Genomic DNA, 23,614 nt, shown 5'->3' on the forward strand with positions numbered 1-23,614 from the left:
TGTTGTCAGTGCCCGCCGCTAGCCTCTTTCGATGTGTCCGCACGCATCACCGACCCCGAGCAGCTCAAGGAGCTCCTCGGCATCCCGTTCACCCCGGAGCAGACGGCCTGCATCACCGCGCCGCCCGCCCCGCAGGTGATCGTGGCCGGCGCCGGCTCCGGCAAGACCACGGTGATGGCGGCGCGTGTGGTGTGGCTGGTCGGCACGGGCCAGGTCGCCCCCGAACAGGTCCTCGGTCTGACCTTCACCAACAAGGCCGCCGGCGAACTCGCCGAACGCGTCCGCAAGGCGCTGGTCAAGGCCGGCGTCACCGACCCCGACGTCATCGACCCGGACAACCCGCCCGGCGAGCCGGTGATCTCCACCTACCACGCCTTCGCCGGCCGCCTGCTGACCGACCACGGCCTGCGCATCGGCCTGGAGCCCAGCTCCCGCCTGCTCGCCGACGCCAGCCGCTTCCAGCTCGCCGCGCGGGTGCTGCGCGAGGCCCCCGGCCCCTACCCGGCGCTCACCCGCTCCTTCCCCGACCTGGTCAGCGACCTGCTCGCCCTCGACGCGGAGCTGGCCGAACACCTGGTACGCCCCGAGGCGCTGCGCGCCCACGACGCCGAACTGCTGCTCACCCTCCAGGGCGCCAAGCTCTCCAACGCCGACCTGCGCAAGGTCCCCGAGACCGCCGCCGCCCGCCGGGAACTGACCGATCTGGTGCTGCGCTACCGGGCCGCCAAGCGCGAACGCGACCTGCTCGACTTCGGCGACCAGATCGCGCTCGCCGCGCAGCTCGGCGGGCTCCCCGAGGTGGGCCGCCAGCTGCGCGAGGAGTTCCGGGTGGTGCTCCTCGACGAGTACCAGGACACCTCCGTCGCCCAGCGCGTGATGCTCGCCGGCCTCTTCGGCGAGGGCACCGGCCACCCGGTCACCGCCGTCGGCGACCCCTGCCAGGCCATCTACGGCTGGCGCGGCGCCTCCGTCGCCAACCTCGACGACTTCCCCCAGCACTTCTCCCGCGCCGACGGCCGGCCCGCCACCCGGCAGGCGCTGAGCGAGAACCGCCGCAGCGGAGGCCGCCTCCTCGACCTGGCCAACGGCCTCGCCGAGCCGCTGCGCGCGATGCACGCGGGCGTGGAGGCCCTGCGCCCCGCGCCGGGAGCCGAACGCGACGGCCTGGTCCGCTGCGCCCTGCTGGACACCCACGCCGAGGAGATCGACTGGATCGCCGACTCCATCGCCCACCTGGTGCGCACCGGCACGGCGCCGGGCGAGATCGCCGTCCTGTGCCGTACGGCGAACGACTTCGCCGAGATCCAGGGCGCCCTCGTCGCCCGTGACGTCCCCGTCGAGGTCGTCGGCCTGTCCGGGCTGCTGCACCTGCCCGAGGTCGCCGACCTGGTCGCCGTCTGCGAGGTCCTCCAGGACCCGGGCGCCAACGCCGCGCTGGTGCGTCTGCTGACCGGCCCGCGCTGGCGCATCGGCCCCCGCGACCTGGCCCTCCTCGGCCGCCGCGCCCGCCTGCTGGTTGCGCACACGCGCGTGGCCGACGGCGACGACCCGGACCGCCGCCTCGCCGAAGCCGTCGAGGGAGTCGACCCGTCGGAGGTGATATCGCTCGCCGACGCCCTGGACACCTTCCTGGAAACCCCCATGGAGGCCGGCGACGACGGGCTGCCCTTCTCGCCGGACGCGCGCGTGCGGTTCGCCCGGCTCGCCGCTGAACTGCGCGACCTGCGCCGCTCGCTGTCCGACCCGCTGATGGACGTCCTGCACCGGGTGCTCGCCGTCACCGGCCTGGAGGTGGAGCTGTCGGCGTCCCCGCACGCGCTGGCCGCCCGCCGCCGCGAGACGCTGTCCAACTTCCTCGACGTCGCCGCGTCCTTCGCCGCCCACGACAGCGAGGCCACCCTGCTGGCCTTCCTCGGCTTCCTGCGCACCGCCGCCCAGTACGAGAAGGGCCTGGACAACGCCCTGCCCGGCGGCGAGAACACGGTCAAGGTGCTCACCGCGCACCGGTCCAAGGGCCTGGAGTGGGACGTCGTCGCCGTCCCCGGCCTGGTCACCGGCACCTTCCCCAGCGGGCAGGGCCGCGAGAAGTGGACCGCGCAGGCCAAGGTGCTGCCGCACGCCCTGCGCGGCGACGCCGACACGCTGCCCGACGTCGAGGCGTGGGACGCGCGCGGCATGAAGGCCTTCCACGAGGCCATGAAGGACCACCAGCACACCGAGGAGCTCCGCCTCGGCTACGTCACCTTCACCCGCCCCCGCTCCCTGCTGCTCGGCTCCGGCCACTGGTGGGGCCCCACCCAGAAGAAGCCGCGCGGCCCGTCCGACTTCCTGCTCGCCCTGTACGAGCACTGCGCCGCCGGGTACGGCGAGATCGAGGCGTGGGCGGACGAACCGGAGGAGGGCGCGGAGAACCCCGCGCTGCAGCAGGCCGGGGCCGAGCAGGCATGGCCGCTGCCGCTGGACGAGGCCGCCCTCGCCCGCCGCCGGGCCGCCGCCGAGACGGTCCTCGCCCACCTCGACGCCCTCGCCGCGGGCGAGGCCACGGCCACGCACGACGCCGACTCGTACACCGACCCGGACTGGCCGCCGCCCCCCGAGGACCCGGCCGACGGTGAGCCGCCGTACGACGAACCGCCCCTCGACGAGCCGCCGTACGACGAGGACCCGTTCGCGCAGGACACCGACTGGGACACCTGGCCCGCCGAACGCCCGACGGTGCCCCACCAGGCCACGGCGCCCGAGCCTCCCGCCGCCCGGCCCCGGGCCGGCGAGCCGCACACGCACGCCGGTGAGGAGCCCCTCACCCCCGAGGAGGCCCGGGTCGTCGCCTCCTGGGACCGGGACCTGGAGGCGCTGTCCGGCGAGCTGCTGCGCGCCCGCGAGGCCGTCACCGACGTCCCCCTGCCCGCGTCGCTCACCGCCTCGCAGCTGCTGCGCCTGGCCGCCGACCCCGACGGCTTCGCGCGGGAGCTGGCGCGTCCCATGCCGCGGCCGCCGCAGCCGGCCGCCCGCCGGGGCACGCGCTTCCACGCGTGGGTGGAGTCACGGTTCGAGGCGCTGACGCTGCCCCTGCTGGAACCGGACGAGCTGCCCGGCGGCGACGCCGAGATCGCCGACGAAGAGGACCTGCAGGCTCTCAAGGAGGCCTTCGAGCGCACCGAGTACGCCCACCGCACCCCCTACCGGGTGGAGGCGCCCTTCCAGCTGTCGCTCGCCGGACGCGTGATCCGCGGCCGGATCGACGCCGTCTACAAGGACGGCGACGGCGACGGCGCGGGCGCGACATACGAGATCGTCGACTGGAAGACCAACCGTCACCGCGACGCCGACCCGCTCCAGCTCGCCGTCTACCGGCTGGCGTGGGCCGAGCAGCAGGGCGTCGATGTGGAATCGGTCACGGCCGCCTTCCTGTACGTGCGTACCGGTCAGGTCGTACGGCCGGACGATCTGCCGGACCGTGCCGCGCTGGAGCGGCTGCTCACGGCGGAACCCGCCGCCGAGGCCGGAACGCGTTCGTGAAGGTGTGACGAACCGCCCAGCCAGGATGTCACTGAGTGCCGATAGGCTCGTGACCATGAGCCAGACCCCGGACAGCGCCGTCCGTCAGTACATCGAGCAGCACCGTGCCGCCTTCCTCGACGACCTCGCCGCGTGGCTGCGCATCCCGTCCGTCTCGGCTCAGCCCGACCACGCCCCCGATGTACGCCGCAGCGCCGACTGGCTCGCCGCCAAGCTGACGGAGACCGGCTTCCCGACCGCCGAGGTCTGGCCGACCCCGGGCGCACCCGCCGTCTTCGCCGAGTGGCCCTCCGACGACCCCGACGCACCCACCGTCCTCGTCTACGGCCACCACGACGTGCAGCCCGCCGCCCGCGAGGACGGCTGGGACAGCGAGCCGTTCGAGCCCGTCGTCCGCGACGGGCGCCTGTACGCGCGCGGCGCGGCCGACGACAAGGGCCAGGTGTTCTTCCACACCCTCGGGGTGCGCGCCCACCTCGCCGCGACCGGCCGCACCGCCCCGGCCGTGCATCTGAAGCTGCTGATCGAGGGCGAGGAGGAGTCCGGCTCCCCGCACTTCCGCGACCTGGTCGAGGAGCGGGCCGGCCGGCTCGCCGCCGACGCCGTGATCGTCTCCGACACGGGCATGTGGGCCGAGGACACCCCCACGGTGTGCACCGGCATGCGCGGCCTCGCCGAGTGCGAGGTCCGGCTGTACGGCCCGGACCAGGACATCCACTCCGGCTCCTTCGGCGGCGCCGTGCCCAATCCGGCCACCGCCGCCGCCCGCCTGGTCGCCGCCCTGCACGACGAGCACGCACGCGTCGCGATCCCCGGCTTCTACGACGGTGTCGTCGCTCTGACCGACCGCGAGCGCGAGCTGTTCGCCGAGCTGCCCTTCGACGAGCAGCGCTGGCTGGGCACGGCCAAGTCCTACGCCGCCCACGGCGAGGCCGGCTACTCCACCCTGGAGCGTGTCTGGGCCCGCCCCACCGCCGAGGTCAACGGCATCGGGGGCGGCTACCAGGGGCCCGGCAGCAAGACGATCATCCCGTCCTCGGCGATGGTGAAGCTGTCCTTCCGGATGGTCGCGGGACAGGATCCCGCGCACATCGAGAAGGTGGTCCGCGCCTGGGCCGCCGACCAGGTGCCCGCCGGCATCCGCCACGAGATCGCCTTCGGCGCCGCCACCCGCCCCTGCCTGACCCCGCTGGACCACCCGGCGCTGCAGTCCGTCGTACGCGCCATGAGCCGCGCCTTCGAGCAGCCCGTCCGCTTCACGCGCGAGGGCGGCTCCGGACCGGCCGCCGACCTCCAGGAGGTCCTCGGCGCCCCCGTGCTGTTCCTCGGCATCTCCGTCCCGTCCGACGGCTGGCACGCCCCCAACGAGAAGGTCGAGCTGGACCTGCTCCTCAAAGGCGTCGAGACCAGCGCGTACCTGTGGGGCGAGCTCGCGGCCGGCCGGACCGATGTGCCCTGAACCCGGTGCACCCCGCCGGGCACCCGCCCCGCCGGGGCACACTGTAAGGACCGCCCGCCGCGCCCGTCCGGACCCGGTCGCCGCCTGCCGTACGAACCGCTGAACCGCCCGCCGACCCAAACCGTTCCACCGGGGGAGTTGGAAGCACCCGTGACCACCTGGACCGACCGCACCGACGACCGACCCATCTCGCTGACCGCGCCCAGCGGCATCGACCGGGCCGCCCACCACCGGCTCGACGAGGCCTGGCTCGCGGCGGCGTGGAGCCACCCCTCGACGCGCTGCTTCGTGGTGTCCGGCGGCCAGGTCCTCATCGACGAGACGCCCGACGGCCGGACCGAGCTCGTCATGACGCCGTCCTTCGAGGCCCCTCTCACCGAGGCGCACCGCTACTTCCTCGGCATCGACGAGGACGGCGTCAGCTACTTCGCCCTGCAGAAGGACGCGCTGCCCGGCCGGATCGACCAGTCCGCGCGCCCCGCCGGGCTGCGCGAGGCCGGTCTGCTGCTCTCCCCGCGCGACGCGGGCCTGATGGTGCACGCCGTCGGCCTGGAGAACTGGCAGCGCACCCACCGCTTCTGCTCCCGCTGCGGCGAGCGCACGGTGATCGCCGCCGCCGGGCACATCCGGCGCTGCCCGGCCTGCGGCGCCGAGCACTACCCGCGCACCGACCCGGCCGTGATCATGACGGTCACCGACGAGGACGACCGCATCCTGCTCGGCCGCCAGGTGCACTGGCCCGAGGGCCGCTTCTCGACGCTGGCCGGTTTCGTCGAGCCCGGCGAGTCCATCGAGCAGGCCGTGCGCCGCGAGGTCCACGAGGAGGTCGGGGTCAGCGTCGGGCAGGTCGAGTACGTCGCCAGCCAGCCCTGGCCGTTCCCGTCCAGCCTGATGCTCGGCTTCATGGCCCGCGCCACCTCCACGGACATCGACGTCGACGGCGACGAGATCCACGAGGCCCGCTGGTTCTCCCGCGACGAGCTGACCGCCGCCTTCGAGGCGGGCGAGGTCATGCCGCCGTACGGCATCTCGATCGCCGCCCGCCTGATCGAGCTGTGGTACGGCAAGCCGCTGCCGACGCGGAGCGTGTGACGCGCGAAGGGCGGCCCCTGAGCTCTCTCAGGGGCCGCCCTTTCGTCTCTACGGCTGTGCGAGCCGCGCGGTGATCGCGGTGCTCAGACGCCGATCTTCTGCTTCACCTGCGCCAGCGACGGGTTCGTCAGCGTCGAACCGTCCGGGAACAGCACGGTCGGCACCGTCTGGTTTCCGCCATTCGCCTTCTCGACGAAGGCCGCGGACTCCGGGTCCTGCTCGATGTTGATCTCGGTGTACGCGATGCCCTCGCGGTCCAGCTGGCTCTTCAGCCGGCGGCAGTAGCCACACCACGTGGTGCTGTACATCGTCACAGTGCCCAGCATGTCTTCGCGCTCCTTCAGCGGCTCGGGGATCACGCTCGCTAGGGGGAGAACGTACTTGAAAGCGCCACCATTCCCGCCGCGGGTGCCGGACCGGGGGTGACGCCGGTCGCAGGGGCCGGCGTGAGACCCGTCGCATTAATACGACTGCGAGCCCTGCCTGTGGACAACCCGCCGCACCCGTCTCCGGCGGCCTGGCAGCATGGTCCTGTGACAGCAGCAACGCACTCCACCCTCTTCCCGCAGGTACCGGACTCCCCGGACGCGGTGCTCGAAGGGCTCGACCCCGAGCAGCGCGAGGTGGCGACCGCCCTGCACGGACCGGTGTGCGTGCTGGCGGGCGCCGGCACCGGTAAGACCCGCGCGATCACCCATCGCATCGCCTACGGGGTACGCGCCGGCATCCTGCAGCCCTCCAGCGTGCTCGCCGTCACCTTCACCAACCGCGCCGCGGGCGAGATGCGCGGCCGGCTCCGCCAGCTCGGCGCGCAGGGGGTGCAGGCCCGCACCTTCCACTCCGCGGCCCTGCGGCAGCTCCAGTACTTCTGGCCGAAAGCGATCGGTGGCTCCCTGCCCCGGCTCGTCGACCGCAAGATCCAGCTCGTCGCCGACGCGGCGGCCGCCTGCCGCATCCGCCTGGACCGGGGCGAGCTGCGGGACGTCACCGCCGAGATCGAGTGGTCCAAGGTCACCCAGACCGTCCCCGCCGACTACGCGCTCGCCGCCGCCAAGGCCGGCCGGGAGACCCCACGCGACCCGGCCGAGATCGCCCAGCTGTACTCCGCCTACGAGGACCTCAAGCGGCAGCGCGCCGTCATCGACTTCGAGGACGTGCTGCTGCTGACCGTCGCCGTCCTGCAGGACCGGCACGACATCGCCGAGCAGGTCCGCGCCCAGTACCAGCACTTCGTCGTCGACGAGTACCAGGACGTCAGCCCCCTGCAGCAGCGGCTGCTGGAGCTGTGGCTCGGCGACCGGGACGACCTGTGCGTCGTCGGCGACGCCAGCCAGACCATCTACTCCTTCACCGGCGCCACCCCCGACCATCTGCTCGACTTCCGGCTGCGCCACCCCGGCGCCACGGTCGTCAAGCTGGTCCGCGACTACCGCTCCACCCCGCAGGTCGTCCACCTCGCCAACGGGCTGCTCGCCCAGGCCCGCGGCCGCGCCGCCGACCACCGCCTGGAGCTGATCTCCCAGCGGCCCCCGGGGCCCGAGCCGGTCTTCACCGAGTACACCGACGAGCCCGCCGAGGCCGAGGGCTGCGCGCGCCGCATCCGCGAGCTGCTCGACGCGGGCGTGCCGGCGAGCGAGATCGCCGTCCTGTTCCGCACCAACGCCCAGTCCGAGACCTACGAGCAGGCCCTCGCCGACGCCGGCGTGCCCTACCAGCTGCGCGGCGCCGAGCGGTTCTTCGACCGGCCCGAGGTGCGCAAGGCCGGCATGGCGCTGCGCGGCGCGGCCCGCTTCGGCGGCAACGACTCCGCCCTCGACGAGGCCGTGGACCTGCCCTCCCAGGTGCGGGCCGTGCTCTCCGGCGAGGGCTGGACCCCGCAGCCGCCGGCCGGCTCCGGTGCCGTGCGCGAACGCTGGGAGTCGCTGGCCGCGCTGGTGAACCTCGCCCAGGACTTCGCCGCCGCCCGGCCCGGCGCCACCCTCGCCGACCTCGTCGCCGAACTCGACGAGCGGGCGGGCGCCCAGCACGCCCCGACCGTGCAGGGCGTCACCCTCGCCTCCCTGCACTCGGCCAAGGGCCTGGAGTGGGACGTCGTCTTCCTGGTGGGCGTCGCCGAGGGCATGATGCCGATCACCTACGCCCGCACCGACGAGCAGATCGAGGAGGAGCGCCGGCTGCTGTACGTCGGCATCACCCGCGCCCGCGAGCGGCTGCACGTGTCCTGGTCGCTCTCCCGCTCGCCCGGAGGCCGTCCCAGCCGCCGCCCCAGCCGGTTCCTGGAGGGGCTGCGCCCCGGCTCGTCCGGCGCCGTCGGCCGGGGCGGTGCGGGCGGTGCCGGGGGCGTGGAGCGGGGCTTCGGCAGCGGCGGCCGTGCGCCGGCGGAGGCCGCGCCCCGGCGCAGAGTGCGCACCCCGGCCCGCTGCCGGGTGTGCGGGCGCACCCTCACCGACGCCGGTGAGATGAAGCTGATGCGCTGCGAGGACTGCCCCTCCGACATGGACGAGGGCCTGTACGAGCGGCTGCGGGAGTGGCGGGCGGAGCAGGCCCGGCTCAGCGGCCAGCCCGCCTTCTGCGTCTTCACCGACCGCACCCTGATGGCGATCGCCGAGGCCGTCCCCGACGACGAGCGGGAACTGTCCCGCATCCCCGGTGTGGGCGCCCGCAAGCTGGGCCGCTTCGGCGCCGACGTCCTGGCCATCTGCGCAGGCCGCGACCCGGTCGAGAGCCCTGCGGAAGACGAGATCGACGACTGATGCCAACTCGTCGAAAAAATAGTTTGCGCATGCCCCAGCAATCCCCATAGGTTCTTAGGCACGAGAGCAGCGGCCTTCTCGGAGGCGCTGATTCCGTGTTGTACTTGCATATCCGCCGGACCGGTGCACATCGGTCCACGAGACGCCGAGAGGAGGCGAGTCCAGTGATCAGCATCAACGCCAACAACACCAGCACCACGGCCAAAATGACCGATCTCGCGGCCGTCTCCCTGTGCATGCTCGGCGCCTCGATCCCGGGCACCGGTCTGTCCGGCATCCGTGCCGTGCGTCCGGCGTCCGCCGTTGCCCTCGCGGGTCTCCCTGTCCGCGAGCGCGATGAGCGACCGACCAAGGCACTGGAAGCGGCAGTAGTGGCGCAGGCTCAGGCCTATGCCTTTACGGCGACCGGTGCCGGTGTCCGGAAGCAGACGACGCACCACCACCAGATGTGGGCCTTCCGTGGGCCAGAACCCTGGAGTGATCCAGCCTGATCTTCGATCAGGCCGGCGCCTTCAGGGCCGCGGAACCCCATCCGGGATCCGCGGCCCTTCTGTTTTCCCCGAACGGGGACGGCGGAGCGAAGGGGCCTCGGGACAAGAAAAGAACCCGGTACCAGCCGCCCCCCGGCCAACAGGCCGGAACGACCAGACGAGGAAGACGATCCGTGCAACTCGAAGCGCACGCCCCGTCCGTACCGCCTTCCGACACGATCCCCAAGCCCGGCTCCACGGAGGACTCCACCTTGACCCCGCTCACCGCGCTCACCGCGCTCGACGACGCCATCGAGAACCTCGGCGTACCCGTCCCGTGCCGCTCCTACGACCCGGAGGTCTTCTTCGCCGAGTCGCCCGCGGACGTCGAGTACGCCAAGTCCCTGTGCCGCACCTGCCCGCTGATCGAGGCCTGCCTCGCCGGCGCCAAGGAGCGGCGTGAGCCCTGGGGCGTCTGGGGTGGCGAGCTGTTCGTGCAGGGTGTCGTCGTCGCCCGGAAGCGGCCGCGTGGCCGCCCGCGCAAGAACCCGGTCACGGCATGAACACCGCAGGAACGATCGACCGCCCCCTCACGCACGACCCCAAGAAGCAGGCCCCGATGAAGCCGTCCACCAGCGAGCTCACCAGCTCCGTGATCGAAGACGTCACCACCACCGGCGCGACCGACTCGCGCCAGAACAGGACCCGTGAGATGCAACTCATCCCAGAAGCCCTGGCACGTGCGCATATGCATGAGCGCCTGCGGGAGGCCGAGCGGGACCGCCTGGCCGTGCGCCTGGCGGCCGCCCGCCGGATGCAGCGCAGGGCGGAGCGCGCCTCGCTGCGTGCCCGCCGCGCGCTCGCCATGGCGGTCATGCACTGACCTGGTGCCGCTGAGGCACACCGCCACCGACACCGCCGAGCCAGTGGCACTCCCGGCAGCAGCGGCCTCCCGTTCCGGGAGGCTTCCCGCGGGGGCCGGTCCGTTCCGCACGGACCGGCCCCCGCGGGCGTTTGCCCGGCGATCATCCGGCCAGGGGGTTATCGTCGCCGGATGACGAGCCTTCCCGGCAGCGGGGACATCGGCGACAACGGCGGCCCACCGGACCGGCCCGGGCCGCCCGTGTGTGCCCGGTGCGGTGTCACCGCCACCGAGCCGCAGCCCGCGACCTGGACCTTCTCGGTGGAGAACGGCGTCCGCCGCTACTTCTGCGACGCCTGCTCCCGGGAGAACCTGCGGGCGATCGAGGGCCGCCTGGACTCCGGCTGGTGGTGACCAGGGCGAGCCCGGGAGCCCACGCCCGCCCCCGCCCCCGCCCCTACGCCTGAGCCGCCGACGCCTCCTCGTCCGCGGGGTCCTCGGGCTCGAACCCCGGCAGCCACTCCTGAAGCTCCTCGCGCATCCGCACGGTGGCCCCCAGCTGGCACAGCACCCCGATGGTGCTCAGCGTCACCCGGTGGATCAGCAGATAGGCCGGCGGCAGGTTGAGCTGCTTGCCCAGCTGGTAGGCGGGGGAGCGGGGATCGGCGACCCGGGCGGCCTGGCTGCGCATCCAGCCGCGGGTGAAGGTGAACTCCTCGACCCGGGCGGGCTCGATGATCGGCAGCAGATAGTCCAGGACCGCGTCCGGGTCCAGCTCGATCGACTCCTTGACGAAGCCTTCCGCGCACAGCAGCTCGTAGACCGACTCGGCGTCGCCGTCGAGGGTCATCCGCAGCGAGTTGCCGATCGGGGTGGGCAGTCCGCCCGGCAGCCGGTCGACCGTGCCGAAGTCCAGCACGCCCAGCCGCCAGTCGTCCTCGCCGTCCGGACCGCCGGGCAGCAGACGGAAGTTGCCCGGGTGCGGGTCGGCGTGCAGTAGGCCGGTGCGGGCGGGACCGGAGAACAGGAAGCGGGCCAGCAGCTGCCCGGCGCGGTCGCGCTGCTCCTGGGTGCCGTCGGAGATCACCTCCGACAGCGGGATGCCGTCCATCCACTCGGTGACGAGGACCTGCTCGCGCTGGTGGACCACGGCCGGGACGACCACGTCGGGATCGCCCGCGAACTCCTCCGCGTGCGCCTGCTGGGCCTGCGCCTCCAGCCCGTAGTCCAGCTCCTCCGACACCCGGTCCTTCAGCTCCGCGATCAGCGGCTTGATGTCCATGCCGGGGATCAGCGGACCCAACAACCGGGCGAAGCGGCTCAGTTGGTTGAGGTCGGAGAGCAGCGCCTCACCGGCGCCCGGGTACTGCACCTTGACGGCGACCTCGCGGCCGTCGTGCCACACGGCCCGGTGGACCTGGCCGATCGAGGCCGCCGCCGCCGGCTTGTCCTCGAACTCCTCGAACAGCTCGCGCCAGTCCTCCCCGAGCCGCTCGGACAGCACGGCGTGCACCGTGCGGGTCGGCATCGGCGGCGCCGCGTCCTGCAGCTTGGTCAGGGCGGCACGGTAGGGGCCGGCGATCTCCTCGGGCAGCGCCGACTCGAAGACGGACAGCGCCTGCCCGAACTTCATCGCGCCGCCCTTCAGCTCGCCGAGCACCTTGAACAGCTGCTCCGCCGTGCGCTGCTGCAGCTCGCGGCCGACGATCTCCGCGGACTCGCCCACGATCCGCTTGCCCAGCCCCCAGGTCGCCCGGCCGGCGAAGCCGAGCGGGAGCGCGGCGAGCTTGGCGGTCCGGGTGACCGCCTTCCGAGGAAGATCAGACATGCGCCCTCCAAGTCCCAGCCGGCCGCGCCGCCCGTGCCCGACGGCGTACCTGAGTCGACGACCGTTGCACAGACATTGTCTCGTGCCCTCCCCCGTCCTCTAAGGCGTGTTCCCCCTCGTCTTTCCCCGAGCTGCTGCGCGCCGCCGCGCACGGGCAGTCCGAGTGTGGCCACAATGGTCGCGCATGCCACTGGAGCCCCGGCAGAGACACCTCCCAGCGAGCGCCCGCCGCGGCGGCGAGGCCGCGGTCGAGGAAGGCGAGCGCATGGGCGGCGGCCAGCCCGGCGACCGTGGTGGCCAGGGTGAGGTCGCAGGGCCGCACCGGGCGCCGCCGTCCGGACCGCCACTGGGCGACCATGCGGTTCCAGGCCGGGTCCCGGTCGGCGCGGTCCAGGTGCAGACAGCCCGCGCAGGCGCTCTCGCCGGGCAGGACGAGCGGGCCGACGACACCGGTCGCTTCGACCACGCCCGCGTACAGGTGCGGGATGCCCGAGGAGACGAGGCCGTCCGCCGCCGACGGCGCGGGCGCGTGCACATCGACGTCGTCGCGCGGGGCGATGATCACCAGGGACAGCGGTGGCCCGCCGTCCTCGCCGGGGGAGCGGGTGCGGCGCGGCGGCCGGTCGGGGGCGGCCCGGCGTGCGGCGCGGCGGGCCGCCTCGTCCCGGCGCTCGCCGACCGTGTCCACGGGCAGCCCGGCGGGGGCGACGTCCCACGGCTCGACCCGGCCCGTGTCGCGGACGTCGACCTCGCCGACGCCCGCGGCGGACAGCAGCGCGGCCACCGCCGACCCCACTCGCCCGGCGCCGCGCACCTGCACCCGCAGATCGCGGCGGGCGGCCAGCAGCGCGAGCGCCTCGCCCGGTGCGGACGTCGTCAGCGACAGCGACTCCAGGTCCGGGCGCAGCCGGTCGAGGACGTCCTTCTTGGCGCGCAACGCCTGCGCGGCCTCTCCTCCACCGCGCGCGTCGTCGAGCAGGCCGGCCCGGGCGAGCCGCTCCACCAGCCGGTCGACATGGCCGTCGGGCAGATCCATGCGGGGCGCCTGCTCGCGCAGCAGGGGCAGCCCGCGGGTGCCGTCGAGCAGTTCGAGGAAGCTGCCCGTCGCCGTGTCCACCGGGCCGAGCGTCATGGCGTGCGCCGGTGTCATCCCGAACTGCACGGTGTTCAGATCGCGCCAGCCGCGCCGCAGCGCGGGTTTCACCACTGGATGCATCGCAGGCCCCCGTAGCCCGAGAAGGGTCGACAAATGGAAGGAATGTCCGTGATGTCACGGATAGTCCGCCGGTGCCGATGGGGCAGGGGCGTGGGGGTGTCCTCGCCCCACCGGCGCTTGCCAGCATGCCGGTCTGCGCGGCCCGGCGCCGACGGTTATCCACAGGCGACCGGATTCGTCGTACTTGTCGTACACATCGGTCGTACAAATCCAGCGCACGGTGGGGCACCGGAACAGAAGCGTTCGGGAGGCGGGACTTCCGCCGTGTGCAACGGGTAACGTCGGGGCGTGTCCGCCGACCCCCTGCACCGCGCCGCAGCCCCACAGCGCAGTACGACGAGCCCGCCGACCGGCGGCTCGGGGACGAGCGCGATCGAGGTGCGCAGAAGCAACCGACGACGCCGGACGGTCTCCGCCTACCGGGAGGGCGACCGCACCATCGTGCTCATCCCCGCCCGCATGTCCGAGGCCGAGGAGCGCCGCTGGGTCGACGTCATGCTGGACAAACTGGCCGCGCAGGAGAGCAAGCGGAAACTGGGCGACGGTGAACTGGCCGAGCGCGCCGAGCGCCTGTCGGAGCAGTACTTCGACGGCCGCGCCCGCCCCACCTCCGTGCGCTGGGTCACCAACCAGAACACCCGCTGGGGCTCCTGCACCCCGGCCGAGGGCAGCATCCGCCTGTCGCACCGGCTGCAGGGCATGCCCGAGTACGTCGTCGACTACGTCCTGCTGCACGAGCTCGCCCATCTGCTGGTGCCGGGTCACGGGCCGCGGTTCTGGCGGCTGCTGGAGGCCTACCCGCGCACCGAGCGGGCCCGCGGCTACCTGGAGGGCGTCGTCGCGGCCGAACGGCTGCCGCACGTGCCCGGCGCGCGCGGAGAGTGATCGCGCGCGCCGCCTGCGCAGCAGCCCGGCGACCGTTGTGTAGCGGGTCTGTACCGGCTTCATCCGATGTCGGCGTTTGCCGTTAGCCTGGCGCGACGCACTCACATTCGGGATGGGGGACGGTCGTAACGCATGCCCAGGGAATTCCAACGCGGCCACAAGGCCAGGATCAGTGACCTCACAGCGGGCACGGATCTGTACGTCGGCGTGCAGATCTCGGCCCCCGGGCTGACCTTCGACATCAGCTGCTTCGGGCTCGACGCCGCCGAACGGCTCTCCGACGACCGGTACTTCGTCTTCTTCAACCAGCCGAAGTCCCCCGAGGAGGCCATCCAGCTGCTGGGTCCCCAGGCGGGCGACACGGAGTCCTTCCGCGTCACGCTCGACAAGATCCCCCCGAACATCCACAAGCTGTCCTTCACGGCGACCATCGACGGCGCCGGACAGATGTCGCAGATCAGCCCCGGCTATCTGCGCATCGTCGCCGGCGGCGAGGAGGTGGCCCGGTACGCCTTCAGCGGCGCGGAGTTCTCCACCGAACGGGCCGTGATGCTGGGCGACATCTACCTGAAGGACATCTGGCGGTTCGCCGCGGTCGGACAGGGCTTCGACGGCGGACTGGACGCGCTGCTGAAGAACTTCGGCGGCGAAGTGCTGGAGGAGGAGGCGCCCGCCGCGCCGCAGCAGCCGCAGACCGGCGCCGCTCCGGGTTTCGCGCCGCCCGCACAGAGCTCCGCCCCGCCCGCGTTCGGCGTCCCGGCGGCACCCGCTCCGGCCCAGACGCCCGCTCCCGCGCCGCAGCCGGCCGCGCAGGGATTCGCGCCCCCGCCGGGCGCCACTCCGCCCCCGGCGCCCCGCGCCGTCCGTGCACGCCCAGCCCACCATCGTCGCGCCCATGACGCCGCCCGGCGGCACCCAGGTGCCGCCGCCCGCACCGCCGCCCGCGCCCTACGCGGGACCGAACGCCCCGCACGGCCCGCACCCGGGGCAGTCGACCATGCCGCTGCCCCCCGGCTACGGCCAGCCCCCGGCCCCGCAGGCCCCCGCCCCGCCGCCGGGTTACGGCCAGCAGCCGCCCGCGCCGCCGGGATACGGACAGCAGCCGTCCGCGCCCCCCGGCTACGGCCAGCAGCCGTCCTACGGCCAGGTCCCGGGCCAGCAGGCGTACGGCGCCCCGCAGAGCGCGCCCCAGGGCCCCGGTGTCGCCGCCGCGCTCCAGCAGTTCAAGGAGACGCCCACCGGGCAGCGCTGGACGCAGCAGAACAAGAAGCTGATCCGCGTCGACCTCGGCATCGGCGGCCAGCCGGTGCTCGCCCGGCAGGGCAGCATGGTGCTCTACCAGGGCAAGGTGGACTTCAGCTACAAGGGCGCCGGTTTCGCCGGCCGGATCGTCGGCAACGCCACCGGCCAGGAGATGCAGTTGATGCGCTGCACCGGCCAGGGCCAGGTGTTCCTCGCCGAGAACTCCACGATGCTGCACCCCATCGAGCTGCAGGGCGACGCCGTCTGCGTCTCCGCGGAGAACGTCCTCGCCTTCGACGAGAGTCTGCAGTACGAGGTCCGCCGCATCGAGGGCCACGGCATCCCCGGCGGCGCCCTGTTCACCATGCAGTTCCAGGGCACCGGCACGATCGTGGTGAAGACGCACGGCACGCCCGTCGTCCTGCCGGTCACGCCGACCACGTTCGCCGACTGCAACGCCGTCGTCGCCTGGTCGGCCGCCTCCCAGGTCGTCGTCTCCAGCCAGGTGCGCATGCGCCGCAACGCCTACCCCGGCGACACCGGTGAGAGCGTCAACCTCCAGTTCCGGGGCGCCCCCGGCAACTTCATCGTCGTCCAGCCGTACGAGGTCTAGAGGGAGCCCGTCATGAACCAGCCGCTCGCGGGCTTCGCTCCCGCACCCGTCACCGCGCGCATGGAGAACCACGGCAACCACATGCTGAAGGTCGCCATGCAGTCCGGGCACGACCTCCTCGCGCGCGTGGGCTCGATGGTCGCCTACGAGGGCTTCATCCAGTACGAGCCCAACCCGCCGGCCGTACGGCAGATCGCCCGGGACTGGATCACCGGCGAGGGCGCCCCGCTGATGAAGTGCTCCGGCGACGGCCTGCTCTACCTCGCCGACTACGGCGCGAACGTCGTCGTCATCCAGCTCAACGGCGACGGCATCTCCGTCAACGCCACCAACCTGCTCGCCTTCGACGCCCATCTGACCTGGGGCGTGGAGCGGGTGAAGGGGCTGGCGAAGTTCGCCGGGCAGGGCCTGTGGAACACGAAGATCTCCGGGCAGGGCTGGGTCGCGCTGACCTCCCGGGGCAAGCCCATCGTCGTCGACTGCGGCGGCGGCGAGGACGAGACGTACGTCGACCCGGACGCGCTGGTCGCCTGGTCGCCGAACCTGAAGGTGAAGGGCAAGCGCAGCTTCAAGGCGCAGTCGCTCATCGGCCGGGGCAGCGGCGAGGCCTACCAGATGGCCTTCTCCGGCCAGGGCATCGTCGTCGTCCAGCCCAGCGAGGACAGCACCGACCGCCTCCGGATCCGGGGCTGAGGGGGAGCCAGAAAGCCATGCAGAGCCCGCTTTTCGCCCACAACGACGCGCAGACCCAGGAGCGCTGGAGCCTGCAGAACAAGCAGATGCTGCGCGTCGCCCTGGAGGGACACGACGACATCCTGGCCCGCAAGGGCACGATGGTCGCCTACCAGGGGCTCGTCGAGTTCGACGCCGAGTACAGCAGCAACAACCAGGCACGCGCGCGTGCGTACACCGGCGAGGGCCTGGACCTGATGCGCTGCCACGGGCAGGGCACGGTCTACCTCGCCAACCTCGCCCAGCACATCCACGTCATGGACGTCGAGCAGGACGGGCTGACCGTCGACAGCTCCTACGTCCTCGCCATGGACTCCTCGCTGCACCACGAGGTCATCGCCGTCGACAGCCTCTACGGCATCTCCGGGTCGGGGAAGTACCAGCTCAACATCACCGGGCGCGGCAAGGTCGCCCTGATGACGTCCGGGGCGCCGCTGCTGATGCAGGTCACCCCCGACAAGTACGTCAACTGCGACGCCGACGCCATCGTCGCCTGGTCCACCGGGCTGCGCGTGCAGATGCAGGCCCAGACGCACTCCTCGGGTGTGTGGCGGCGGCGCGGGAGCACCGGCGAGGGCTGGGAGCTCAGCTTCATGGGCTCCGGTTTCGCGCTGGTGCAGCCCAGCGAGCTGCTGCCGCCGCAGAACGCGCAGATCGGGCAGGGCCTCGCGGCCCAGTTCGGCATGGGGCAGCACGGAGCGCGGGGGCAGAACCAGGGCAACGTCTGGAGCTGACCTCCGGTGAGCAGACGTAAGGGGCGGTCGCCTAAAGCGGCCGCCCCTTACATGTCGTAGCCCGGCTCAGACGGTCACAGCCGGGCCCGGGTCGCCTCCAGCAGGCGTACGACCGAGGCGTCCGCCACGTCCGCCACCTCGTCGTAGGCGAACCAGCGCAGGTCGAGGGACTCTTCGCTGATCTGCTGCACGGATCCCGCCGGGGCCAGGACCGCGTACTGCACGTCGAAGTGCCAGTGGCACGGTGCCGGGATCGGATGCCGGTCCAGGCGCACCGGGCCGCCCGGCAGCAGCGTCAGGCCGGCGATGCCGGACTCCTCCGCCGCCTCACGCAGGGCGGCCGCCGCCAGCGAGGCGTCCTGCGGCTCGCAGTGGCCGCCCATCTGCAGCCACATGCGCAGCTTCCGGTGCAGGGTGAGCAGGACCCGCCCGTGTTCCGGGTCGATCACCAGCGCGCTCGCCGTGATGTGTCCCGCCTCACAGGCCTTCCACATGCTGTCCGGGTGGGCGGCGAGATGGTCCAGGTAAGCCTGGCGCAGCTCTTCCTGGTCCTCGTATCCCTTCAGGACGAGGACCGCGTCGTCGTACAGGCTCACTCGGTCTCGTCGCCGCCCTCGGGCTTGCCGTCCTCGGCGCTCTCGTCCTTCTTGCGCAGGTCCGGCTTGTGGCCGCCGGCCGCCTCGCCGAGCATCTTGTCCAGCTCGGAGAAGTCGATCTGCTCGCGGTGCACGAAGCCGTCCGGGTCGTCCAGGTCGGTGGCCGTGGGCAGCATGTCCGGGTGCGCCCACAGGGCGTCCCGGCCGTCGACCCCGCGCGCGTCCGTGAGCGAGGCCCACAGGCGGGAGGCGTCCCGCAGCCGGCGCGGGCGCAGCTCCAGGCCGATCAGCGTGGCGAACGTCTGTTCGGCCGGGCCGCCCGTGGCGCGGCGGCGGCGCAGCGTCTCGCGCAGCGCGTCGGCGGACGCCAGACGCGGCTTGGCGGCCGCGTGGACCACCGCGTCCACCCAGCCCTCCACGAGCGCCAGAGCGGTCTCCAGACGAGCCAGAGCGGCCTTCTGCTCGGGAGTGTCCTCCGGCTGGAACATGCCCTGCTGAAGGGCCTGCTGCAGCTCCTCGGGGTTCTGCGGGTCGAACTGGCCGACCACGTCCTCCAGCTTGGCCGTGTCGACCTTGATCCCGCGCGCGTAGCCCTCGACCGCGCCGAACAGGTGCGAGCGCAGCCACGGCACGTGCGCGAAGAGGCGCTGGTGGGCGGCCTCGCGCAGGGCCAGGTACAGCCGCACCTCCTCCTGCGGGACGCTCAGGTCCTTGCCGAAGGCCTCCACGTTCAGCGGCAGCAGGGCGGACTTCCCGGCCGGGCCCAGCGGCAGGCCGACGTCCGTGGAGCCCACCACCTCGCCGGCGAGGACGCCGACGGCCTGCCCGATCTGCGTGCCGAACATGGCGCCGCCCATGGAGCGCATCATGCCGATCAGCGGGCCGGCCATGGCCTGCATCTCCTCCGGCAGGATGTCGCCCATGGCGCCGCCGACGCGCTCGGCGACCGGGTCGACCAGCTCCTTCCACGCGGGCAGGGTCGCCTCGACCCACTCCGCGCGGCTCCACGCCACCGCGGAGGCTGAGCCGGACGGCAGCGACGTCGCGTCGTCCAGCCACAGGTCGGCCAGGCGGACGGCCTCCTCCACGGCCTTGCGCTCGGTGGGGCCCACGCTGGCGTCCTTGGTGCCGTCCGGGGTGCCCTGGGAGACCGTCTGGCGGGCGATCTGCTTGGCCATGTCCCAGTTCACCGGGCCGCCCTCGTAGGAGAGCATCTGGCCCAGCTGCTGGAACGCGGCGCCCAGGTCGGTGGGGTTCAGAGAACCGAACATGGCAGCGAGCGGATTGTCCGCGCCGCCTCCCAGGCCTCCGGCACCGGGCAGCCCGAAACCGAAGGGGTTGGACGGTCCCTGACCACCACCGCTCTGCTGGTCCTTCTTCTTGCCCTCGTCGCCGTCTTCCGGCTCCTCCGGCGGAAGGCCGAATCCGAATGGGGTGTCACTCACGGGATTCCTCGGCTGGTAAGGCCACCGGTTCTCTCCCCGGCGGCACGACTGCCCGACAACACCACCCAGCGTAGACACCGCGAGCCGTTCGGGCCTCGGTGCTTCGCCGAGAGAACGCCTGCGGCAGGATGGATGCCACCTGGTACGTACGCGTCATTTGCGCTCGTATGAAGACAACCGCTGGAGACGCCCGGTGAGTTCCCCAGATCCGCAGGTTCGCGCAGCGCGAAACCACTCAACCACACCCGCCGCGCGCGGGCCCGTCGTCGCGGTCACCGGTGCCGCGTCCGGCGTCGGCGCGCTGCTCACCGAGCGGCTCGCCGCCTCGGAGGAGATCAAGCAGGTCATCGCCATCGACGAACGGCGCGGCGAGTGCGAGGCGGCGCAGTGGCACATCCTGGACGTCCGGGACCCCGCCATCGCCGACAAGCTGCGCGGCGCGGACGTCGTCGTCCATCTGGCGCTCGACCTCGATCTGGGGTCCGACGCCGCCGCCCGGACGGCGTACAACGTCCGGGGGACCCAGACCGTGCTGACCGCGGCGGCTGCGGCCGGCGTGCACCGGGTGGTGCTGTGCACCTCCGCGATGGTCTACGGGGCGCTGCCGGACAACGAGCTGCCGCTGTCGGAGGACGCGGAGCTGCGGGCCACGGCCGAGGCCACGGGGGTCGGGGACCTGCTGGAGATCGAGCGGCTCGCGCGGCGCGCGCCCCGGGCGCATCCCGGGCTGAACGTCACCGTGGTGCGGCCCGCGGTGCTGGTCGGGGGCACGGACACCGCGCTGACCAGGTACTTCGAGTCGCCGCGGCTGCTGGTGGTGGCCGGGTCGCGGCCGGCGTGGCAGTTCTGCCACGTGGAGGACCTGTGCAGCGCGCTGGAGTACGCCGTGCTGGAGAAGGCCGACGGGGAGCTGGCCGTCGGCTGTGACGGGTGGCTGGAGCAGGAGGAGGTCGAGGAGCTCAGCGGGATCCGGCGGATGGAGCTGCCGTCGGCGGTCGCGCTGGGCGCGGCGGCGCGGCTGCACCGGATCGGGCTGACGCCGTCGCCGGCCGGGGACCTGGCCTACACGATGTACCCGTGGGTGGTCAGCGGGAGCCGGCTGCACGACGCCGGGTGGCGGCCCAAGTGGACGAACGAGGAGGTGCTGGCCGAGCTGCTGGAGGAGGTGGCCGGGCGGCACACGGTGGCCGGGCGGCGCCTGGGGCGCAAGGACGCGACGGCGGCGGGGGCGGCCGGGGCGACGGTCGCGCTGCTGGGTGCGGCGGCTGTGGTGCGGCGGGCTCGGAAGGCGCGGCGCCGGGTTTAGCGGCGCCCGGTGCCGCAGCTGGCCGGAGGTGGGTTGCGCAGCCCGGCGCGACGGGGTGCCTCCCCCAAGCTCTTCGAGCAGGGGGGGACCCCGGCGCCCACCCGTGCCGCCCCAGCGGCACGAGTGCCCGCAGCTACGCGCGTGTGCGGCACGACTGCCCGCAGCTACGTAGGTAGCTCCAAGCCCCCACGCGCGTGTGCATGGTGAAACGTCTATTTCGGATGGGCGTGCGGTACGGCACGATGGGGGCATGGCACCCACGTACGACCATCCCGGTGAGCAGGCCGCGGTGGATCCCATCAGGTTGATCGGCATCAGGGACACCGCGCTGTCCGTGGACGAGGTGTTCCGGGCCGTCGGGGACGACGCCGCCGGCGGGACCGCGCTGTTCGTGGGGACCGTGCGCAACCACGACGGGGGCGCCGACGTCGACGCCCTCGGGTACTCCTGCCACCCCTCCGCCGAGGCCGAGATGCGGCGGATCGCGGAGAAGGTCTGCGCCGAGTACCCCGTCCGGGCGCTGGCCGCGGTCCACCGTGTGGGGGATCTGGCGGTCGGCGATCTGGCCGTCGTCGTGGCCGTGTCCTGCCCGCACCGCGGCGAGGCCTTCGAGGCCTGCCGCAAGCTGATCGACGACCTCAAGCACGAGGTCCCCATCTGGAAGCACCAGAGGTTCTCCGACGGTACGGAGGAATGGGTCGGGGCCTGCTGAGCAGCGTCACCCGGATGTCCGGTTGCGTAACCGACCCCCTCGCGTGAGCGTTGTCACGGCGGATGGTTAATCTGCTGATCAGTCAGTAGCGGTCGCTCAGTTGGGGTCGGGAGGTCGCCATGGGGGCGCTCGTCTGGTTGCTCATTCCGCTCGTGGCCGCGGTCGTGGCCGGTCTGTGGGGCAGTTGGGCGAACCGGACCCGCCGGGTCCGCAGCGATGGCCCCGAGCTGGACGGGTATGCCCGCTTCCGTGAGGCGATGGAGAAGTCGCACTCGGGCACGTGAGGCGGCCACGGCGGTGATCACGGGAGCAGCCCTGACGGTGCTCCGACAGACACGTCCCGTACTGTCGTGCCATGCCACGCCGCACCGCGACGATGCTCGCCTCCACCCTGATGCTGATCGCACTCCTGTGCGCGGGAGTGCTGATCCACGTGCCGTACTCGGAGATGTCCCCGGGGCCGACGGTGAACACCCTCGGCGAGCACGACGGCGAGCCGGTGCTGCAGATCTCCGGACACCGGACGTATCCCACGGACGGCCACCTGAACATGACCACCGTGCGGGTCACCAGCGCCGACTACCGGATGAACCTCGTGGAGGCCGTGTACGGCTGGCTCGCGCACGACAGCAAGGTCGTGCCGCACGACACGCTCTACCCGGACGGCAAGACGGAGGAGCAGTCCACGCAGGAGAACGCCGAGGAGTTCAGCCAGTCCCAGGAGAGCGCCAAGGTCGCCGCCCTGAAGGAGCTGAACATCCCGGTCCAGTCGTGGGTGATCGTCTCCACGGTGATCAAGGACTCCCCGGCGGAGGGCAGGCTGCACGCCGGTGACGTGATCAAGGCCGTCGACGGTACGGCGGTCAAGCAGCCCACCGACGTCGCCAAGCTGGTCACGAAGCACAAGCCCGGCCAGGACGTCGTCTTCACGATCGTGCCCGCGAAGGAGCAGGCGGCCGCCGAGAAGGAGCACCGGCAGGCGACCGCCACCAAGGACGTGACGATCACCACCAAGGCCTCCGACGACTCCGGCTCCAAGCGGGCCATCGTCGGGATCTCGGCCGGCACCGACCACACGTTCCCGTTCACCGTCGACATCAAGCTCGCCGACGTGGGCGGCCCGAGCGCCGGCCTGATGTTCGCGCTCGGGATCTACGACAAGCTCACGCCGGGCAGCCTGACCGGCGGAAAGTTCGTCGCGGGCACCGGCACCATCGACGACGACGGCAAGGTCGGCCCGATCGGCGGCGTGGAGATGAAGACCGTCGGCGCCCGCAACAAGGGCGCCCAGTACTTCCTCACGCCCGCCGACAACTGCGCGTCCGCCGCCAAGGACACCCCCGACGGCCTCACCCTGGTCAAGGTGAGGACCATCGACGACGCCGTGAAGGCCCTGGAGGACATCCGCAGCGGCAGGACGGACGACCTGCCCAGCTGCGCCGCCCAGTAGCCGGGACTACTCCTCGAACGTCGCCGCCAGCGCGTCCGCCAGGCCCGGCACCAGGTCCGGGCCGGTGAGGACCTCCGTCGGGGAGTCCTTCTCGCGCAGCCGCAGCGCGGACTCGCGCGCGCCGTCACGCAGCACCGCGACCGTCATCCGCACCTCCTGGCGCTCGGGGTGCTCGGCGACCCACTTGGCCAGCTTCGCCTCGCTCAGGCCCTCGGGGACCTGGGCCTCGGCGGACGGCGGCAGCATCAGCCGCTCCACGGTCAGCGCGCAGCCGGCCACCGCGCCGGGCCAGGCGATGGTGGCCAGGAACTCATCGAGCGGCCGGTCCGTTGCCACTTCGTCCTGCTCGATCGGGGTGAGGCCGGTGGTCTCGTCGTCACCCAGGCCGAGCTGGTCGGCGAGCGCGGGTTCCTGGGCGCGCAGCTGGGCGGTGTCGACGAGGGCGAAGAGGCGGGCGGGCTGGTCCCAGCCCAGGCCGGAGGCGTACTCGTCGATTTCGAGCACGGCCCGGGTGAGGGGGTTCGCCGCCATGGGAGTGTTGGACATGGTCACAATCCTGCCTCGTTCCCGGCCGAAATCGGGAACCGAGTAAACGGTGAGTAAGTTGCATAGGTGTGGGCCCGCGATCACGGGGGGCCACGGAGGGCCGGCGAACACGCGGGCCTGACGAGACGACAGCGAACTTCGAGGTGCGCACCTT

At 72.7% G+C, this 23,614-nt stretch carries 21 protein-coding genes and 1 pseudogene; 16 read left to right on the top strand and 6 right to left on the bottom strand.

What is annotated here, in order from left to right; translation table 11 throughout:
- The first annotated feature begins 33 nt into the window (after positions 1-33).
- The 3 genes from C3489_RS09430 (at position 34) to nudC (ending at position 6,070) form a co-directional block, all read left to right on the top strand.
- The gene (locus tag C3489_RS09430) at positions 34-3,519 is read left to right on the top strand and encodes a UvrD-helicase domain-containing protein (RefSeq protein ID WP_103781309.1); all 3,486 of its coding nucleotides are present in this window, start codon (positions 34-36) and stop codon (positions 3,517-3,519) included.
- 55 nt (positions 3,520-3,574) lie between these two features.
- Positions 3,575-4,978: a dipeptidase gene (locus tag C3489_RS09435; protein ID WP_103781407.1), complete on the top strand. Its 1,404-nt coding sequence runs from the start codon at positions 3,575-3,577 to the stop codon at positions 4,976-4,978.
- A 150-nt stretch (positions 4,979-5,128) separates the two neighbouring features.
- On the top strand, positions 5,129-6,070 hold the full coding sequence (nudC, locus tag C3489_RS09440) for an NAD(+) diphosphatase (RefSeq protein ID WP_103781310.1): 942 nt from the start codon (positions 5,129-5,131) through the stop codon (positions 6,068-6,070).
- Positions 6,071-6,153: 83 nt separating this feature from the next.
- On the opposite strand, the gene C3489_RS09445 is transcribed toward nudC, so the two are convergent.
- Positions 6,154-6,396: a mycoredoxin gene (locus C3489_RS09445; RefSeq protein ID WP_103781408.1), complete on the bottom strand. Its 243-nt coding sequence runs from the start codon at positions 6,394-6,396 to the stop codon at positions 6,154-6,156.
- A gap of 207 nt (positions 6,397-6,603) precedes the next feature.
- Here C3489_RS09445 and C3489_RS09450 point away from each other — a divergent pair, with 207 nt between their 5' ends.
- The 5 genes from C3489_RS09450 to C3489_RS09470 all read left to right on the top strand — a co-directional run bounded on the left by C3489_RS09450 (position 6,604) and on the right by C3489_RS09470 (position 10,569).
- Entirely contained in the window at positions 6,604-8,823 is a 2,220-nt protein-coding gene (locus C3489_RS09450) for an ATP-dependent DNA helicase UvrD2 (protein ID WP_181139598.1), read from the top strand.
- 164 nt (positions 8,824-8,987) lie between these two features.
- Positions 8,988-9,314 carry a hypothetical protein gene (locus C3489_RS09455; protein ID WP_103781312.1) on the top strand — a complete coding sequence of 109 codons (327 nt, stop codon included), beginning with the start codon at positions 8,988-8,990 and terminating at the stop codon, positions 9,312-9,314.
- Between the two features lie 173 nt (positions 9,315-9,487).
- On the top strand, positions 9,488-9,856 hold the full coding sequence (locus C3489_RS09460; RefSeq protein WP_103781313.1) for a WhiB family transcriptional regulator: 369 nt from the start codon (positions 9,488-9,490) through the stop codon (positions 9,854-9,856).
- On the top strand, positions 9,853-10,176 hold the full coding sequence (locus C3489_RS09465) for a hypothetical protein (RefSeq protein WP_103781314.1): 324 nt from the start codon (positions 9,853-9,855) through the stop codon (positions 10,174-10,176). Before C3489_RS09460 ends, C3489_RS09465 begins: the two co-directional genes overlap by 4 nt.
- Positions 10,177-10,347: 171 nt before the next feature.
- Positions 10,348-10,569, top strand: coding sequence for a hypothetical protein (locus C3489_RS09470; RefSeq protein ID WP_103781315.1), 222 nt, complete (start codon positions 10,348-10,350; stop codon positions 10,567-10,569).
- Positions 10,570-10,612: 43 nt separating this feature from the next.
- Here C3489_RS09470 and C3489_RS09475 read toward each other — a convergent pair whose 3' ends face one another.
- The gene (locus tag C3489_RS09475) at positions 10,613-11,983 is read right to left on the bottom strand and encodes an AarF/ABC1/UbiB kinase family protein (protein ID WP_103781316.1); all 1,371 of its coding nucleotides are present in this window, start codon (positions 11,981-11,983) and stop codon (positions 10,613-10,615) included.
- The gene (locus C3489_RS09480; RefSeq protein WP_103781317.1) at positions 11,976-13,199 is read right to left on the bottom strand and encodes a ThiF family adenylyltransferase; all 1,224 of its coding nucleotides are present in this window, start codon (positions 13,197-13,199) and stop codon (positions 11,976-11,978) included. Before C3489_RS09480 ends, C3489_RS09475 begins: the two co-directional genes overlap by 8 nt.
- A 288-nt stretch (positions 13,200-13,487) precedes the next feature.
- Between C3489_RS09480 and C3489_RS09485 the strand changes: the two genes are divergently transcribed.
- From C3489_RS09485 to C3489_RS09500, 4 genes and pseudogenes are all read left to right on the top strand, one after another.
- Positions 13,488-14,084, top strand: a complete 597-nt coding sequence (locus C3489_RS09485) for a M48 family metallopeptidase (RefSeq protein WP_103781318.1) — start codon at positions 13,488-13,490, stop codon at positions 14,082-14,084.
- Between the two features lie 132 nt (positions 14,085-14,216).
- Positions 14,217-15,939, top strand: a pseudogene (locus C3489_RS09490) (TerD family protein).
- A gap of 12 nt (positions 15,940-15,951) precedes the next feature.
- Positions 15,952-16,632, top strand: a complete 681-nt coding sequence (locus C3489_RS09495; RefSeq protein ID WP_103781319.1) for an AIM24 family protein — start codon at positions 15,952-15,954, stop codon at positions 16,630-16,632.
- 17 nt (positions 16,633-16,649) lie between these two features.
- Positions 16,650-17,405: an AIM24 family protein gene (locus C3489_RS09500; protein WP_103781320.1), complete on the top strand. Its 756-nt coding sequence runs from the start codon at positions 16,650-16,652 to the stop codon at positions 17,403-17,405.
- A gap of 74 nt (positions 17,406-17,479) precedes the next feature.
- Here C3489_RS09500 and C3489_RS09505 read toward each other — a convergent pair whose 3' ends face one another.
- Complete coding sequence (locus C3489_RS09505; protein ID WP_103781321.1) at positions 17,480-18,001, bottom strand: NUDIX hydrolase; 522 nt, start codon at positions 17,999-18,001, stop codon at positions 17,480-17,482.
- Positions 17,998-19,446 carry a zinc-dependent metalloprotease gene (locus C3489_RS09510; protein WP_103781322.1) on the bottom strand — a complete coding sequence of 483 codons (1,449 nt, stop codon included), beginning with the start codon at positions 19,444-19,446 and terminating at the stop codon, positions 17,998-18,000. Before C3489_RS09510 ends, C3489_RS09505 begins: the two co-directional genes overlap by 4 nt.
- Positions 19,447-19,639: 193 nt before the next feature.
- On the opposite strand from C3489_RS09510, the gene C3489_RS09515 reads away from it, so the two are divergent.
- From C3489_RS09515 to C3489_RS09525, 4 genes are all read left to right on the top strand, one after another.
- Complete coding sequence (locus tag C3489_RS09515; RefSeq protein ID WP_103781323.1) at positions 19,640-20,752, top strand: SDR family oxidoreductase; 1,113 nt, start codon at positions 19,640-19,642, stop codon at positions 20,750-20,752.
- A 250-nt stretch (positions 20,753-21,002) separates the two neighbouring features.
- Positions 21,003-21,464: a molybdenum cofactor biosynthesis protein MoaE gene (locus C3489_RS09520; RefSeq protein ID WP_103781324.1), complete on the top strand. Its 462-nt coding sequence runs from the start codon at positions 21,003-21,005 to the stop codon at positions 21,462-21,464.
- 119 nt (positions 21,465-21,583) lie between these two features.
- On the top strand, positions 21,584-21,748 hold the full coding sequence (locus C3489_RS38615) for a hypothetical protein (RefSeq protein ID WP_181139600.1): 165 nt from the start codon (positions 21,584-21,586) through the stop codon (positions 21,746-21,748).
- A 71-nt stretch (positions 21,749-21,819) separates the two neighbouring features.
- Positions 21,820-22,914: a PDZ domain-containing protein gene (locus tag C3489_RS09525; protein WP_103781325.1), complete on the top strand. Its 1,095-nt coding sequence runs from the start codon at positions 21,820-21,822 to the stop codon at positions 22,912-22,914.
- Positions 22,915-22,920: 6 nt separating this feature from the next.
- Here the strand turns inward: C3489_RS09525 and C3489_RS09530 are convergent, their stop codons facing one another.
- Positions 22,921-23,460 carry a PPA1309 family protein gene (locus C3489_RS09530; protein WP_103781326.1) on the bottom strand — a complete coding sequence of 180 codons (540 nt, stop codon included), beginning with the start codon at positions 23,458-23,460 and terminating at the stop codon, positions 22,921-22,923.
- Between the last annotated feature and the right edge of the window lie 154 nt (positions 23,461-23,614).

It is taken from the genome of Streptomyces sp. Ru71 (genome assembly GCF_002920535.1).
GTDB lineage: Bacteria > Actinomycetota > Actinomycetes > Streptomycetales > Streptomycetaceae > Streptomyces.

What these genes read in the sequence shown, in the direction of transcription:
- C3489_RS09475 (WP_103781316.1), bottom strand. Translation starts at nt 11,983, where the DNA reads ATGTCTGATCTTCCTCGGAAGGCGGTCACCCGGACCGCCAAGCTCGCC.
- C3489_RS09435 (WP_103781407.1), top strand. Translation starts at nt 3,575, where the DNA reads ATGAGCCAGACCCCGGACAGCGCCGTCCGTCAGTACATCGAGCAGCAC.
- C3489_RS09495 (WP_103781319.1), top strand. Translation starts at nt 15,952, where the DNA reads ATGAACCAGCCGCTCGCGGGCTTCGCTCCCGCACCCGTCACCGCGCGC.
- C3489_RS09470 (WP_103781315.1), top strand. Translation starts at nt 10,348, where the DNA reads ATGACGAGCCTTCCCGGCAGCGGGGACATCGGCGACAACGGCGGCCCA.
- C3489_RS09480 (WP_103781317.1), bottom strand. Translation starts at nt 13,199, where the DNA reads ATGCATCCAGTGGTGAAACCCGCGCTGCGGCGCGGCTGGCGCGATCTG.
- C3489_RS09525 (WP_103781325.1), top strand. Translation starts at nt 21,820, where the DNA reads ATGCCACGCCGCACCGCGACGATGCTCGCCTCCACCCTGATGCTGATC.
- C3489_RS09500 (WP_103781320.1), top strand. Translation starts at nt 16,650, where the DNA reads ATGCAGAGCCCGCTTTTCGCCCACAACGACGCGCAGACCCAGGAGCGC.
- C3489_RS09530 (WP_103781326.1), bottom strand. Translation starts at nt 23,460, where the DNA reads ATGTCCAACACTCCCATGGCGGCGAACCCCCTCACCCGGGCCGTGCTC.
- C3489_RS38615 (WP_181139600.1), top strand. Translation starts at nt 21,584, where the DNA reads ATGGGGGCGCTCGTCTGGTTGCTCATTCCGCTCGTGGCCGCGGTCGTG.
- C3489_RS09465 (WP_103781314.1), top strand. Translation starts at nt 9,853, where the DNA reads ATGAACACCGCAGGAACGATCGACCGCCCCCTCACGCACGACCCCAAG.
- C3489_RS09520 (WP_103781324.1), top strand. Translation starts at nt 21,003, where the DNA reads ATGGCACCCACGTACGACCATCCCGGTGAGCAGGCCGCGGTGGATCCC.
- C3489_RS09445 (WP_103781408.1), bottom strand. Translation starts at nt 6,396, where the DNA reads ATGCTGGGCACTGTGACGATGTACAGCACCACGTGGTGTGGCTACTGC.